General features: G+C 32.3%; 12 protein-coding genes. All 12 read right to left on the minus strand.

What is annotated here, in order from left to right; genetic code table 11:
• Positions 1-82: 82 nt before the first annotated feature.
• The gene (locus H6578_09555) at positions 83-1,531 is read right to left on the minus strand and encodes a TolC family protein (protein MCB9227397.1); all 1,449 of its coding nucleotides are present in this window, start codon (positions 1,529-1,531) and stop codon (positions 83-85) included.
• An 11-nt stretch (positions 1,532-1,542) separates the two neighbouring features.
• Complete coding sequence (locus H6578_09560; protein MCB9227398.1) at positions 1,543-4,746, minus strand: efflux RND transporter permease subunit; 3,204 nt, start codon at positions 4,744-4,746, stop codon at positions 1,543-1,545.
• 25 nt (positions 4,747-4,771) lie between these two features.
• On the minus strand, positions 4,772-5,851 hold the full coding sequence (locus tag H6578_09565; protein ID MCB9227399.1) for an efflux RND transporter periplasmic adaptor subunit: 1,080 nt from the start codon (positions 5,849-5,851) through the stop codon (positions 4,772-4,774).
• 154 nt (positions 5,852-6,005) lie between these two features.
• Positions 6,006-6,383, minus strand: coding sequence for a hypothetical protein (locus H6578_09570; protein ID MCB9227400.1), 378 nt, complete (start codon positions 6,381-6,383; stop codon positions 6,006-6,008).
• A 110-nt stretch (positions 6,384-6,493) separates the two neighbouring features.
• Complete coding sequence (locus tag H6578_09575; protein ID MCB9227401.1) at positions 6,494-7,270, minus strand: methyltransferase domain-containing protein; 777 nt, start codon at positions 7,268-7,270, stop codon at positions 6,494-6,496.
• Positions 7,271-7,284: 14 nt separating this feature from the next.
• Complete coding sequence (locus H6578_09580) at positions 7,285-7,623, minus strand: cupin domain-containing protein (protein MCB9227402.1); 339 nt, start codon at positions 7,621-7,623, stop codon at positions 7,285-7,287.
• A 796-nt stretch (positions 7,624-8,419) separates the two neighbouring features.
• Complete coding sequence (locus H6578_09585) at positions 8,420-9,169, minus strand: response regulator transcription factor (GenBank protein MCB9227403.1); 750 nt, start codon at positions 9,167-9,169, stop codon at positions 8,420-8,422.
• A gap of 4 nt (positions 9,170-9,173) precedes the next feature.
• The gene (locus tag H6578_09590) at positions 9,174-11,039 is read right to left on the minus strand and encodes a histidine kinase (protein ID MCB9227404.1); all 1,866 of its coding nucleotides are present in this window, start codon (positions 11,037-11,039) and stop codon (positions 9,174-9,176) included.
• A 98-nt stretch (positions 11,040-11,137) separates the two neighbouring features.
• Positions 11,138-11,764: a Crp/Fnr family transcriptional regulator gene (locus tag H6578_09595; GenBank protein ID MCB9227405.1), complete on the minus strand. Its 627-nt coding sequence runs from the start codon at positions 11,762-11,764 to the stop codon at positions 11,138-11,140.
• Between the two features lie 2 nt (positions 11,765-11,766).
• Entirely contained in the window at positions 11,767-12,213 is a 447-nt protein-coding gene (locus tag H6578_09600; GenBank protein MCB9227406.1) for a GNAT family N-acetyltransferase, read from the minus strand.
• A 78-nt stretch (positions 12,214-12,291) separates the two neighbouring features.
• Positions 12,292-14,319 (minus strand): 30S ribosomal protein S1, encoded by a 2,028-nt coding sequence (rpsA, locus tag H6578_09605; GenBank protein ID MCB9227407.1) that lies wholly within the window; start codon positions 14,317-14,319, stop codon positions 12,292-12,294.
• A 281-nt stretch (positions 14,320-14,600) separates the two neighbouring features.
• Positions 14,601-15,713 carry a type IX secretion system protein PorQ gene (gene porQ, locus H6578_09610; protein ID MCB9227408.1) on the minus strand — a complete coding sequence of 371 codons (1,113 nt, stop codon included), beginning with the start codon at positions 15,711-15,713 and terminating at the stop codon, positions 14,601-14,603.
• Between the last annotated feature and the right edge of the window lie 148 nt (positions 15,714-15,861).

The raw sequence follows: 15,861 nt of genomic DNA on the forward strand, positions 1-15,861 counted from the left end.
ATTTACACTCCCTATCTATTAAAAAACCAAAGGGCTTACCAAAATTTTGGTAAGCCCTCTTCCTTAAACAAAACATTTATAACTATTGCCATCCACCACCTAAGGCTTTATACAAATTTACCATTGCATTCATTTGCTCTTTTTTGGTTTCTATTAAAGAGTTCTTAGCTTCTAATGCATCTCTTTGTGTTAAAAGTACTTCCATATAGTCTGCTCTTGCCGATTGGAACAACTGTTTTGAAATATCAATTGACTCTGTAAGTAAACCTACTTGTCTATTTTGATGCTCATAACTTCTTTGCATATTATCTACATTTGAAAGTTGGTTAGCCACTTCTCTATAAGCATTTATTATGGTTTTTTCATACTCATAAGCAGCTTGCACTTGTTTAGCATTAGCTGTTTTATACTCCGCTTTTATAGCATTAAAATTTACTAAAGGAGCTATAATATCTCCTGCCAAATTAAATAAAATAGACTCCGGAGAATTTATTAAATATTTAATATTAAATGCTTGATATCCCACGCCTGTTTGAATACCAAATGATGGAAAAAATTTAGCTTTAGCTACTTTTATATTCAGTTTAGAAGCTAATAACTCATTTTCTGCTTGTCTAATATCCGGTCTGTTTTCTAACAGTTGAGATGGAATACCTGTTTCTATAACTTTAGGCGTAAGGCTTATAAAATTTGAATCACTTCTTAAAATAGTTTGACTTGTTTTACCCGTAAGAAAATTAATATTATTTTCTGTAACCGTAATTTCTTGCTTTACTCTAAATAACTCACTTTTATTTTTTTCTACTTCTGCTTCAAAACGTTTTACTGCTAAGGAATTTACTCTGGCAGACTGCTGCAGCTGCTTAACCATATCTAAGGCATTTTGCTGAATTTTTATGTTTTCTTCTAAATTTTTAAGTTGATTATCTAAAGCTACAAGCTCGTAGTACGAGTCTGCCACTTCAGCGATTAAATTAGTTGTTAAAAAATTCTTTCCGTCTATGGTAGCCATATATTCCATTACGGCTGCATTTTTAGCATTCCGAAGTTTTTTATAAACATCTAACTCCCACGATGCAAACAAACCAAACTGAAAATTGCCTAAAAATTTAGGAAATTCTTTTCCATTTGCCATGTCTAATCCTTCTTCAATGGCTCCATTTCGGGTATATGTACCTACTTTGTCCACATCGGCACCTATTTTAGCACTTACAAAAGGCAAGTATTCTCCTTTTCTTGCTTTTACTTCATTGTTGGCAATATTTATTTTTTGCATTACAATGTTAAGCTCCTTGTTGTTAGCTAAAGCAGAGTCAATTAAATTAACTAAATAAGGATCTTCAAAAAAGTCATTCCATTTTAGTTGTGCTGAATTTACAGTATCTGTTTTTCCTTCTTGAAAAGCCTCTGGCAGGCGTGTATCTGCTTCTTTTTGAGGCGTTTTAAATAATGCACATGATTGAATTGTTAAACAACTAATGACTATTATAGTAAGTTGTTTAGCAATTCTCTTATTTATTGTTATTCTCATTTTGTTTTGTTTTAATTTTGGTTATCATTATCATCAAATTCTATCTCTGTGTCATAATCGTTGTATTTATAATCTTCGCTAAGAGGTTTTAAATCTTCGTCTTTAATTAATTTTTTACCATCAGAAATACTGGCAAAAATGTAATATAAACCGGGAATTATAATTACTCCGAATACTGTACCCAATAGCATACCTCCTAAAGCGGAACTTCCTATGGTTCTGTTTCCTATAGCTCCGGCACCTGTGGCTATTACAAGAGGTATTAATCCGGCAATAAAAGCAAATGAAGTCATTAAAATAGGTCTAAACCTAACTTTTGCTCCTTCAATGGCGGCATCTCTTATACTCATGCCCTCGTTCCTTTTTTGTATGGCAAACTCAAAAATTAATACAGCGTTTTTACCTAATAGTCCTACTAACATCACCAGTCCCACTTGAGCATATATATCGTTTGCTAAGCCTAATATTTTTAGCAAAAAGAAAGAACCAAAAACTCCCGCAGGAAGCGATAAAATAATACCAAAAGGTAAAATGAAACTTTCATATTGGGCGGCTAAAACTATATAAACAAACACTAACACAATTCCAAAAATTACAATAGCTTCATTTCCTCTTCGGGCTTCATCAAAAGCTAAACCTTCCCATGCTACATCATAGCCGTGAGGTAGTGTTTCTTTAGCCACTTCCTCCACTGCTTTAATGGCATCTCCTGTGGTATATCCCTTGGCGGGCACGCCTCTAATAGCCGCTGAATTGTACAAGTTATACCTTGTTATTTCATTAGGTCCTTGTTTTTTAACCATTTTCATAAATGCAGAATAGGGCACCATTTCGCCTTCTTCGTTTTTTACATAAAGATTTAAAATGTCGCTTGGATATTTTCTGTATTTTGGATCGGCTTGGGTATAAACCTTAAAGAAATTATTAAACCTAATAAAACCTTGCTCATAAGTACTACCTATTAATATATTGAGGTTTTCCATAGCTTTACCTATGGTAACACCTTTTTGCATAGCTAATTTATTGTCAATAACTAATTCGTACTGAGGATAGTTTGCGGCATAAAAAGTAAACAATCCTGTTAATTCTTTCCGTTTACCTAAGGCTGCCATAAATTCCTTATTAAGTCTATCAAATTCTTGATAGTCTGTGTTATTTCCTTTGTCTAACAATCTAAAAGAAACACCACCGGCAGCACCATAACCCGGAATAGCAGGCGGTTCAAAATATTCAATAACAGCACCAAAATCCTTTGTTTTTTCTTCTAATTCTTCTATAATTTCAGTTACAGATTTTGAACGCTCTGACCAATCTTTTAAATTAATAAGACAAGTACCAGCGTTAGAACCTCTACCTTCGGTAAGTATTTCGTATCCTGCCAGAGAAGATACTGACTGAATGCCTTCTATCTCTTCAGCTATACCTTGTAGCTGGCGTGCTACTTTATTAGTAGCTTCTAATGTAGTGCCGGGAGGAGTTTGAATAATAGCATAAATCATACCTTGGTCATCACTTGGAATAAACCCTGCCGGCAAGGTTTTATTTACAAACACTGTACCTGCGGCAAATGCAGCTAATATTAAAAATGTAAGTAATCTTCTGGTTAATATTTTTTCTAAAATATTAGTATAATGACCTGTTACTTTTTCAAACCAACGATTAAAACCATCAATAACATAACTGATAGGAGTTTTCTTTTTGGGTTGACCGTGAGTATTTTTTAAAATCATAGCACATAAAACGGGCGTAAGCGTAAGTGCCACCAAACCCGAAATAACAATAGAGGAAGCCATTGTAATAGAAAATTGTCGGTAAAAAATTCCAACAGGACCGGACATAAATGCCACAGGAATAAAAACGGCAGTCATTAATAAAGTTATGGCAATGATAGCTCCACCTATTTCGTTTAATACTTCTTGTACAGCACGGTATGGTCCTACATTATTTTTTTCCATTTTATCGTGTACCGCTTCTACCACCACTATGGCATTATCTACCACTATACCTATGGCAAGTACTAAAGCAAATAACGTAATAAGATTTATAGTAAGTCCAAATGCTTTCATAAAAATAAAAGCTCCTACCAGCGATACAGGTACCGCTAATGTAGGAATAAGAGTAGAACGCCAATCGCCTAAGAAAATAAACACAACTAAAGCCACTAAAATAAATGCTTCTACAAGTGTGTGTATTACTTTTTCTATTGACGCATTTAAGAAGTTAGATACATCATAGTTTATTTCGTAATCCATACCGGGAGGGAAAGATTTTTCCAGCTCTTTCATTTTGGTTTTTACTTGAGCTATTACATCGCTGGCATTACTTCCATATATTTGTTTTAGCACAATAGCCGCAGAAGGATGTCCGTCTTTGTTAGAATAAATATCAAAAAACTCACTGCCTAATTCTACTTTTGCTATATCCTTAAGTCTTAAAATTTCTCCATCAGAGTTAGTCCTAATAATAATATCTTCATACTGTTCCGGTTTATTGTATCTACCTTGATAAGTTAATACATATTCTAACGATTGTGCTTCAATACCAGAACTTCTTCCTAATCTACCCGGGCGAGCAATGATACTTTGCTCATTAATAGCATCCATTACTTCTTCTGTAGAAACTTTGTAAGCTCTCATTCTGTCTGGATTTAACCAAACTCTCATAGCATACTGGCGACTACCTAATATTTTAGCACTTGAAATACCATTAATCCTTTTAATTTCTGGAATGATATTAACGTTTGCATAATTATATAAGAATTTCTCATCGGTATTTTCATTTTTGCTATATACATTTACGTACATAAGCATACTTGGCTGCACACGCGATACAATAACACCTTCCAATTGTACTAACTGAGGCAACCGGCTCATTACTTGATCCACTCTGTTTTTTACGTTTACTACCGCTTGGTTGGGGTCTGTTCCTAATTCAAAAATTACTTGTATGGTAGCTTCCCCTGCACTGGTAGCATCAGAAACTATATATTTCATGCCTTGTACACCATTTATGGCTCTTTCTAAAGGAATAAGTGTAGAGTTTACTAATACATCGGCACTAGAACCCGGATAGGCAATAGTAACAATAACCCTTGGAGGAGCAATTTCCGGGAACTGAGAAATAGGTAATGTTTTTATGGAAAGTACTCCTAAAAACATAATAACCAACGATACTGCAATAGCTAGTACGGGTCTTTTTATAAAATGTTTAAACATTTGTTTCGGTTTTTAATTGATTAATTTATTCAGCGTCTAAATGTAGATTAGATAAGACTTCTTCAGGTTTTAAAAAGGTGGTAGTAACTTCTTCACCGTCTTTTACTTTTCTTAAACCATCTAATAAAATTTTATCATTTTTGCTTAAACCATCTTTAATTATAAAAATGTTAGGCAATTCGTAAGCAATGCTAATTTCTCTTTGTTCTAATTTGTTTTCTTCGTTTACAACAAAAACATATTTTTTATCAAGCACTTCAAAAGTTGCTTTTTGTGGAATTATAAGGGCATTTTTATAAGGTGTATTAATTAAAATACTCCCTGTTTGTCCATGTCTTAAAATTCTATCGGGATTAGGAAAACCGGCTCTAAATTCAATATTTCCTGTTTCATTATTAAACTCTCCTTCTATAGTTTCTATAACTCCTTTTTGATTAAATAAATCGCCATTTGCCAGCATAAGACTTACAGGTTCTTTTTCGGCATTTTTATGTGTAGCAACATAGTTTAAATACTCCGCTTCCGGCACATTAAAATACACCCACATTTGGCTGTTGTCAGATAAAGTGGTTAATAGCTCTCCTTCATCAAGTAAGCTTCCTTCTCTTACTTGAAGTCTATCCATAATACCCGTAAAAGGGGCTTTAACATCTGTAAAGCCTAAATGTGTACTTGCCAGTTGTACTTCAGCGTTGGCTTTATCTAAGGTAGATTTTGCTAAAGCAAGCTCATTAGGCGATACTACATTGCTATCGGCTAAAGCTTTTGTATTTTTATATTCCGTTTCAGCCAGTCGTGCTTCGGCTTTTGCTTTTTGCAGGTCGGCTTCATATACATTAGGCATTATTTTAAACATCATTTTGCCTTGAGGCACTAACTGTCCCTCATCTACATATATTTTTTGCAAGTAGCCTTTTTCTAATGCTCTAAGTTCTATGTGTTTTATAGCATGAATTTGGCATACATACTCTTTAGTTATAGCAGTATCGGTAAGCAAAGGTGTAGTAATAGGTAGCTGAATAACTTCTTCATGCTTTTTTTCTTTTGAGTGGCAACTGCTAAACACTGCTAATAGCAGCAATAAGAAATAAATTGTTTTGTTCATTTTTTTCAATTTTGTTTAATAAATATTTTGTTTATGTTTTAATTTGAAACCTCAAAAAATTAATAGGATTAGTATTTGATATGCCGTAAATGCATAACAATACTTACAGTAAACAAGCTATGTTTACTATAAATAAGAATGTGTTAAGTGAATTTTAAATTCTAAAATCTTGGAGTACTATAAAAATAGGCATGCCGGCAAGTGTGCTGGTGCTATTTTTAAAAGTATAAAAATTATCGGTAAGAAATTTGCTCAGTGAGAGCTTACTAAAATCAATGTGGGCAAAAATTTGTGGAAGAGGTAAAGCTATGCTTATAAGTTTCTCTTCTTGTTCTGCTATTTCGCCAAAAACTTCGTAAAAGTTATTTTCTGTAGTTTTAATATAAGAAAGAAAGCAATTATTAACGGTATAATTTATTGTATAATTACCGGCAGTTGCGGCATTGTAATTATCTGCTAATGAGATGTTTGTAGTTTCTGCGTGGAAGAAAAAACTTGCAATTAATACCAATAAAAATGTATAAACTTTCATTTGTTTTAAAACTGACGCAAAAGTAAATAACATTCAATATTGATTTATTGAATTTAGCTTTTTAACATTACATTAACTATGGGTAAAAATTGCTATTTTAATAAGATATTTTAATTTTTCTTAGCAATAATAGCTACGGCATTTAAGTGATTTTTGTACTTTTTAAATGTTTTTCTCATAGCTAAAATTCTTTTTCGTTCATTTGGGTGGGTAATAATGTTAAACATTATTTTAAGTGTTCTAAAAAAGCCTTCATCATCTATTACTCTTGATGGTTCTAACAAAAGCATGGGGTTAGTTTCTATACTTACAATAGAAAAACCTTCTTTTTTTAGTAGATTTTCCCATTCTTCTACAGTAAGCGGTCGGGCATTTACTTTTATCACGTTTGCTAATTGCTTTTGAATATCGGCTTTCAAATTTTCATCTATAGTGTTAGGCGTAAGACCTAATTCGTGTATGCCGTAGTATCCGTCTTTTTTTAGCAATCTGTAGGCTTCTTTAATAATATCCGACTTTCGGTGGTCGGCTTGCATGGTTAACATGGCTTCTCCATACACTTTATTGGCACATTCTGAGTCTAAATTAGAGTTAGATGCATTGCCTACAACAACTTTTCTGTTTTTGCCTGTTATTTTCTTTTCTAAAAATGCTACGGCATCTTTGTTTAAATCCACTCCCGTGTATGATTTAGGATTTTTTTGAAGAGCAATATTGGCTGTAAAACCTAAACCCGGAGCAAATTCTACAATGTCATCTGCATTTGTAATGTTTAAGTTGTCTATTAATTTTTGTGTTAGTTCTTTTCCGCCAGGTCTAAGAACTTTTTTTCCCATTTTAGCTAAAATCCAGTGTCCTTGTTTGCTGTCAATTATTTGCTCACTCATTTGTTTTATTTAGTTTATTTGTTAATGTTTTTTACTCTTTCTTCAGAATCTAAGATGGATAGCGTTAATCTTACTATACTTTCTTTTTGAGCAGTAAGGCTATGAGGTATATTGCCTTTTAAACTGATTAAATCGCCTTTTTTAAGAATTAGAGATTCGTTTTGTACACCAAAACTTATTTCACCTTCCACTATTTCTACTACAATAGGATATGGTGTTTTGTGTTCTTTTAGCTCTTGGTTTTCTTTAAAAGCTATTCTTATTTCTTTTGTAAAATCTGTTTGTAGTAATACCGAAACGGCAGGTTTATTTTCTTTAAAATCCAAATCTGCAAATAGAGATGCTGTTTTCATATATAATTAGACTAATTACAAACAAAGGTAAACATTGTTTTTTTAATTATAAAGATAATTTTGTCTTTTATTTTGAGGTAAAAAGAATTTGAAAATTTGAAAATGAGCTAATTCGGAAATTATAATGTCAACAAATATAGTTGCCCGAAAAGTACCCCGTGGGAGATTTTAGGTGGCTTAGACCAATAAGATGGATACCTCAAGCAAAGAAGTAGCCAAACTACAAATTCCTTCCGACAACTGGCTAATTGGAATACCATAGACAAAAAACTTATGATTATCCGTAAAGATACCTATGAAGTATTTTACATTAACTTTTCTTTAGAAGAAAAGTTACAAAAGAATCGCACTAAGTTTTCAGCGACCCATTATAACCTCAACTCCTAAAAATCAAAAACTCATCACTCCGTTCTTCAAACAGTTTAATTTTTTACGGAGTTTTCGGTTAATGGGTGCCCCACTTGCAAACTTAAAGTGCACTTTTTATCTGACCTTAATCAAAAATACGTTAAGAAATGATGTAAAACAGACATCAACTATAAGTGGTTTTTATAAAAATACGGATAGACAAATTAGTATGCTCCTACGAGTGAAAATACTTTAGGAAAACTAAAATTGAGCATACATTAATTTGTCCTCGTCTGTTTTATAGCATTTTAGTATTTTTGATTACAGTCTTGATTTTTTGTTACTTTTGTATCAAGACAAAAGTAAAAGACCACAAACTACTTAAACGTCCCAAGATGTTATCTTAAAGTATAAATTATTGGTATAATAACGGATAGTCATTAAAAAACTATATTGAGTTCACTATCTCTAAAAACTCATCTCGCTTATCTTTAGAAATTGATACTATAATATCATTGCTCATTACTATGTAATTCCCGTCTTTTCTTACAAACTGCTTGATGTGTTTTATATTAATAAAATACGAGCGGTGCGGTCGGTAAAAAACGTTATTGTTTTTGAGTATATCTACAAAATATTTAAGCGGTTTGCTTATTACATGACTTCTACCGTTTTCTATATACACTTTGGTGTACATACCGTCTGCTTCCATCACTATTATTTCATCAAGTTTTACAAACAAAATACCATCAGAAACAGGCAAGCCTATTTTATCAAACATAGCAGACTGAAAACTTAATTTCAGCTCTTTTATTTGATTTGAAAAATCTTGATTTTTTAATTGCTGTTTTACCTTTGCCACAGCTTCTTTTACCTTATTGGGACGCATTGGTTTAAGCAAATAATCTACCGCATTCATTTCAAAGGCTTTTATGGCAAAATCGCTATAAGCGGTGGTAAATACTATTTTGAAATTAATTTCTTCAGCTTCAAAAAAATCAAAAATTTGTGTGCCATTATACTCGGGCATTTCTATATCTAAAAAAACCAATTGAGGTTCTTCTGCTTTAATAATTTCTACTCCTTTTGGTAAATTTTCAGCTTCTAATATTTCCGTTATACCCTCACAAAAATCTTGCAGAATAGTGCTTAATAATTTTCTTGCCTTAGCCTCATCATCTATTATTACTACTTTCATGTTTTTAAGCTTTTGGGATTATTAAAGTTACTTTTGTTCCGGTAGCCTCGCCTTTATCATTGCTTAAATCTTCAATTTGTAACGAAATATCTGCTTGCCTTCCCATATTGAGTAGCTCTATCCTATTTTGTGTGGCAGAAGTGGCAAAACTTTTATGCTTTTTCATATTATTTTGTTGCAACATAGCTGACGCTTTTCTACCTATTCCATTGTCTTCAATAGTACAAATAACGTCTTGTTTTTCATTTGTGCTAAAAAATACGTTAAGTTTTTTCTCTCCTTTTTTATGAAGCAAACCGTGTTTTAATGCGTTTTCAATAAAGGGTTGTATCAACATTGGCGGAATAGAAACTTGTGTTTCGTCTATATTTTTAGCTTTTGAAACACTGTAATTTAATTCATCTTCAAAACGGATTTTTTCTAAAGACAAATACAATTCACTCGCTTTAATTTCATCTTCTAATGTAATGAGTTTCTCTCTGCTATGGTCAAGGTAAATACGCATTAAATCGGCAAATTTCCCTAAATAATCGCTAGCCAGTTCTCTATTGTTTAAGATAATGTATTCTTGTATAGAATTAAAAGCATTGAACAAAAAATGTGGATTCATTTGAGATTTTAAAGCCTTTAATTCTGCCTGATTAAGTTGGCGTTCTAAATTGAGTTTATTTTCTGTTTCAAATAGTTTTAGTTCAGCTATTTCTGCACGTTTTTTAAGCTGTATTTGATAAATAAAGAAAAGTGCCAGTAGCAGAATAGCTAGTCCTCCAATTAATGAAGCAATAAATAATTTTTTGTTTTTGCCGGCTAACTGAGTGGCATATTGCTCATTTACTAAGGCTTGTTCTTTTTCTTGTTTTAAAATGTCGGTTTCATATTTTTCTTTTAGTTCTTCTGCTAAAGCCATTCTTTTTTCATTATCTAAAGAGTCTTTTAAAGTGATATAAACAAATTCTATTTCTTCGGCTTTATCAAATTGTTGAAGAGCCGAATACATAATTATCATTTTTTCCGCTATTCTTTTTTTCGATTGCATATCGCCCACATCTGTATAAATTTTGTAAGCATCTTCTAAATATGGTTTTGCCAAAGTATATTTATGCTCTTTCACTAAACAAAACCCTTTAAACATCTTAATTTTCCCCAACTTTGACTTATCGGCAGATTGACTATAATAAATTAATAATTCATCATAGAGCGTATATAGTTTTTGGCAATTATTATCCATATAATACATTTCCATCAAGGTAGATTTTCCTGCCATAATGCCTGGTGTAAATCCAATTTCTTCGCTTATTTCTATTGCTTTGTTGAAATAAATTTCTGCATTGGTATAATCTTCCATAGTGCCGTAAGTATTACCTACTTCAAAATAATATCTTGCTTTATTGGGTGATGGAGCATCATTTTTTACCATTTCTATTATTTCCAGCATAATAGATAATGCTTTATCGGTTTCGTTGGTAACGCGGTAGTAAGAGCTTAACTCACTTTTTATAAAAATTTGCTCTTCTTTTGGGCTATGTTGTTTAGATAGTTCGTAAGATTCTATAGCAAGATTCAATGCTTTATCGTACAATTTGTTTTTACCATAATACATAGCCTTATAAATTAAAGCCTTAGCTTCAAATCTTTTATTTTTAAGTGTTTTAGCTATTAAATGGGCTTCTTCGGCTAACTGCAAAGCCGAATCTAAATCCTGTTTAAATTCTAATCTAAAGGTTTCTATCAGCAATTCAAATCTAAGAGAATCTTGCTTTTGATAGTTAGATAATTCTTGTTTTAAACTATCAATTTGAGGGGTATTTTGGGTATAAGAAAATAGACTTATTGTAAAAAAACTGAGTAATAAGATTAGTTTTAGGTTCATACTTTTAGGGTTTGCACACATAAATATGCACAATTTTAGCTAAAACTATGTACCAAACTAAATAGAAACTGCTGAAAGTGCCGTTTTGGTTGCTTAAACTAAAACACCGTTATTTTATTCCTTTCTAATTTTACTTCTTTGCGTTCTTCTAACTTTTTTAGTAGCCTTGATATTACTTCTCTTGATGTATTTAGCTCTTGGGCAATTTGAGCGTGCGTAATATTTAATTCACTATTTTCTGTTGCATCTACTTGTTTGTGCAAATAATTTAGCAATCTTTCATCTAACTGCTTAAATGCCACTTCATTAAGCGTTTCTAGCACTTCATCAAAACGCTGGTTGTACGAACGCAAAACAAATCTATTCCAGCTTGGATATTTCATCATCCAATCTTCCATAGATGATGACGGAACAGCTACAACTTTTGAATCTTCTACCGCCTGCACTTTTATACTGCTCATTTTATCGTAGCACGCAAAAGACATAGCACAGCCCTGCCCCGCATCTAAATAGTATAAAAATAGCTCGTGCTCTTCTTCATCTACTTTAAATACTTTAAATTTTCCATCAAAAAGCAAGGGAATATACTTTATAATACTCCCATGATCTATAATAACTTCATTTTCTTTGTACTTAACTATTTTTCCTTTTTTTTCAATTTCAGCAAGTAAATCTGCATCTAAAAATTCGGGAAAATGTTCGTTTAAAATATCTATTATTGGCATAATTATTCTTTTATCATTTCGTAATGTGGCAATCCGTCTTCTAAATACTCTGTGCTACATACTTTAAATCCATAACTTTTATAGAAAGGTACTAAATATGTTTGTGCAGAAATTCTGCATGCACTTGTTTTAAATTTTTCATTTAAAACTTTTAGGCTTTCTTCCATTATTTTTCTTCCTAATCCAAGTTTTCTGTACGCTCCGTCTGAAACTACTCTACCTATTGAAGCTTCTGTATAAGAAATTCCTTGTGGTATTACTCGTGCATAAGCCACTACCTTTTCTTTATCTTTTAGCATTACATGCCACGATTTTTGATCTTTATAATCGGTATCTTGGTAAGCGGCATTTTGTTCTACTACAAAAACTTTTTCTCGCAAGTGTATAATGCCGTATAGTTCTTCTAAACTTAGTTTATCAAAAGATTTTATAGCTGTAGTTATTTCCATAAAATTTTACCAAAGATACGTAAAATAAAAAAGGGTTGCTTAATGCAACCCTTTTTTTAAAATATCATAACTGAAAAATTATTTTTTACCTTTTTTCTCAGCTTTTTCCATTTTTTGTTTCAATTGAGAAAGTACATCTAAATCGCCTAAAGTTGAAGCTTCATTGCTTGAATTTAAGTCTTTTATAGCCTTTTTCGTTCTTGCATTGTCTTTCTTAGCTGTTTCTTTTTGCTCTGCTCTTTCTGCTTCTATTTTATCATTATAAACAGCTGAGTGAGAAAGAATTATTCTCTTATCGTTTCTATTAAATTCCAATACTTTAAAATCTAATTTTTCGTCAACTTTTGCATCTGAGCCATCTTCTTTTTTCATGTGGCGTGTAGGTGCAAAACCTTCTAAACCATAAGGTAATAATATAATACTTCCTTTATCTTCTGTTTTTAATACGGTAGCTTCGTGCACAGAACCTTCAGGGAACACTGATTCAAAAGTATCCCATGGGTCTTCTTCTATTTGTTTGTGTCCTAACGATAATTTTCTGTTTTCATTATCTATATCTAAAACTACACATTCTATTTCTTCACCTACTTTTGTAAACTCAGACGGATGATTGAAACGTTTTGTCCATGATAAATCTGAAATATGAACCATGCCACCAATACCTTGCTCTAACTCAACAAACACACCGTAAGGCGTAATGTTTTTAACTTCTCCTTTGTGTTTTGAACCTATTGGGAAGTTTTTACCTATTTCATTCCAAGGGTCTGGAGTTAATTCTTTCAATGATAAAGACATTTTTCTTTCTTCTCTATCTATTGTCATCACTACAGCTTCGTGCTCATCTCCTAATTTAAAGAAATCTCTTGCGTTAATAGGCTCATTGCTCCACGCCACTTCACTTACGTGAATTAAACCTTCTACACCCGGATTAATTTCTAAGAAAGCTCCGTAATCTTCAACATTAACAATTTTACCTTTAACTTTTTGACCTACTTCTATTTTATCGCCAAATTCATCCCATGGATGTGGTTGTAATTGTTTAAGACCTAAAGAAATTCTACTTTTCTTATCGTCAAATTCTAATACAACAACATTAATTTTTTGATTTAATTCTAATACTTCACTTGGGTGGTTAATACGTCCCCAAGAAATATCTGTAATGTATAATAAACCATCTACACCACCTAAATCTATAAATGCTCCAAAGTCTGTAATGTTTTTAATAACACCTTCTAATACTTGACCTTTTTCTAATTGAGAGATTATTTCTAAACGTTGCTCTTCAATATCGCTTTCAATTAATGCTTTGTGAGATACTACGGCATTTTTAATAGCTTCATTAATTTTCACTACTTTAAATTCCATAATTTTACCTACAAACGCATCATAATCCACTATTGGCTTAACATCTATTTGAGAACCCGGCAAGAATGTTTCTAAACCAAATACATTGGCTATTAAACCACCTTTAGTTTTAGTAATAATTTTACCTTTAACAATCTCATCGTTTTCGTAAGCATTTTTAATGCTTGTCCAAGCAGTAAGTAATTTAGCTTTTTTACGAGATAACTCTAACTGACCTCTTTGGTTTTCAGTATTTACTACGTAAACATCTACTTCATCGCCTACTTTTAGGTCTTCCATATCTCTAAATTCAGAAGTAGAAACCATACCGTCAGATTTAAAACCTACGTTTAATACTACATCTGCTTTATTAATACTTACCACTGTACCTTTTACCACTGTATTCTCTTCTAAAGAGTTTAATGCAGCCGTATAAGTTTCTTCCATTTCAGCTTTTTCAGCTTTAGAATATGTAGTTACATTTCTTTTATCTACAGACCAATCAAAATCATCATGAGCTGTTTCTACTGCTTCTTCTCTTGCTTCTTTAACATACGGAGCTTCTGCATCTTCTACATCGTCTTCTTCTTCAAAATCTTCTACATCTTCATCATCGTCAGAAGATTCATCGGCTTTGCCGTCAGTTTCTTCCTCTGCTACTTCTACTACTTCTTCTTCTGTGGTTTCTTCAGTAGTTTCTGCTTCATTTAAGAATGTTTTAGCTTCGTTTATCCAATCGTGCCATACATCTAAGCTTGTCATTGAATCTTCTTTTTCAAGTTCTTCAATTTTCTCATCTGTTAGAGCAACTAAATCGGCAAAAGTTTTAACGCCTAATTTGTTTAGTCTCTTTTCAAAGGCAGGACCTACACCGTTTAGTTTTTTTAAATCGTCTTTTTTACTTGACATGTTTAATTTTTTTTATGACTTTTTGGCTATTCTATTTTCAATATAAATTATTGATTTTCAAATAGTTTTACAAAAAATCGGGTTAAGAATAAATATTTTGGAGTGCAAAGGTACTGAAAAAGCTTTTAATTCCTTTACTTTTCTGTAGTTTTATTACTGCTTTTTTCTTCTTTAGCAGGTTTTTCCTTTTTCTGTGGTTTTCGGTGTTTTATCTGCTCGCCTAAATTTAAGTTTAAAGTAAACTGATTGGCAGAACCGGCTACAGTATATTTTGCAAAAGAATACTGTATATCAACTCTTTTTATATGCAAGCCTGCTCCAAAACTAAAGCCCGACAATCCTGCTTTATTGGGAAATTTCAGCTCTTGTCGCCTGTGGTGGTTATACGCAAAACCTAATGAGAATACTCTTCCAAACTCAAATTCGCCACCTATTATAATATGCCTCATCATATTGTCTAAAAAAACTACTCCTTTTTTAGGTTTTTTATCTTCTTCGCCAAATATACTGCCGGTTTGGTTATCATTGGCTACGCCATTATCATCTATTAAATCCCAGCGTGTAAAATTATGAGCTGTTATATTTATTCTAAATGGCAGGTGTTTAAATCGCTTTGAAATACCAAACTGCACATCGGTAGGCATCATTTCCTGCCCTTTTCCTTTTACATAGGTTTTCATTAAAAAGCCTACATTTTTAACTATTAATGATGCTGAAAAGTTTTTTGCGGTATCTACATACATTCCGGCTAAGTCAAATGCCATACCCATTGCATTGTAGCTTTCTATTTGCGAATATGCCAATTTCACATTGGCTCCAAACTTAAGTTTATCGCTAAAAAAGCTACGCCCTGCTCCTACTACAAGTGCCACGTCTGAAGCACCAAAAGTTCCTTGGCTATTGCCGTATTCGTCATAGCGTTCTTGCTTGCCATAATTCATAAATTGAGCTCCAAACTGAAAAGTAGCAAAATTAAAACTGTGCACGTAAGAAGCATTGGCATAATGACTACCTGCAAAATAAGGCAAATACGACATAGATATATGTTTATGCATTCCTTTTTGCAACATGGCAGGATTTCCAATGGCTAAACCGGCATCTTCGGTATCGTAAATATGATTATAAACACCTCCCTGTGCTGCTGCACGAGCAGAAACAGGCATATCTAAAAACTGAAAAGTACTCATACCGCCTACTTGTGCATAAGCTGTATTGATAACAAATAAAAAAATAAGTACTTTCTTCAAAATATAATTTTGTTTTTAAACGAACGAAAAACGAAGATAGTGTATTGTTTTAAAACTTATTGGAAATAATAGCAATTGTTAATACCTATTTGGATTTTACAATGGTAAATGCCTTTAGATTAATAAAATTTTAGCTTATAAGATATCT

It is taken from the genome of Chitinophagales bacterium, from assembly GCA_020635995.1.
In the GTDB taxonomy this organism is placed as follows: Bacteria; Bacteroidota; Bacteroidia; order Chitinophagales; family UBA8649; genus JAFMKE01.

Excerpts from the sequence above, each read along its gene's own strand:
- H6578_09555 (MCB9227397.1), bottom strand. The coding sequence starts at position 1,531 with ATGAGAATAACAATAAATAAGAGAATTGCTAAACAACTTACTATAATA.
- H6578_09560 (MCB9227398.1), bottom strand. The coding sequence starts at position 4,746 with ATGTTTAAACATTTTATAAAAAGACCCGTACTAGCTATTGCAGTATCG.
- H6578_09565 (MCB9227399.1), bottom strand. The coding sequence starts at position 5,851 with ATGAACAAAACAATTTATTTCTTATTGCTGCTATTAGCAGTGTTTAGC.
- H6578_09570 (MCB9227400.1), bottom strand. The coding sequence starts at position 6,383 with ATGAAAGTTTATACATTTTTATTGGTATTAATTGCAAGTTTTTTCTTC.
- H6578_09575 (MCB9227401.1), bottom strand. The coding sequence starts at position 7,270 with ATGAGTGAGCAAATAATTGACAGCAAACAAGGACACTGGATTTTAGCT.
- H6578_09580 (MCB9227402.1), bottom strand. The coding sequence starts at position 7,623 with ATGAAAACAGCATCTCTATTTGCAGATTTGGATTTTAAAGAAAATAAA.
- H6578_09585 (MCB9227403.1), bottom strand. The coding sequence starts at position 9,169 with ATGAAAGTAGTAATAATAGATGATGAGGCTAAGGCAAGAAAATTATTA.
- H6578_09590 (MCB9227404.1), bottom strand. The coding sequence starts at position 11,039 with ATGAACCTAAAACTAATCTTATTACTCAGTTTTTTTACAATAAGTCTA.
- H6578_09595 (MCB9227405.1), bottom strand. The coding sequence starts at position 11,764 with ATGCCAATAATAGATATTTTAAACGAACATTTTCCCGAATTTTTAGAT.
- H6578_09600 (MCB9227406.1), bottom strand. The coding sequence starts at position 12,213 with ATGGAAATAACTACAGCTATAAAATCTTTTGATAAACTAAGTTTAGAA.
- rpsA (MCB9227407.1), bottom strand. The coding sequence starts at position 14,319 with ATGACAAGCTTAGATGTATGGCACGATTGGATAAACGAAGCTAAAACA.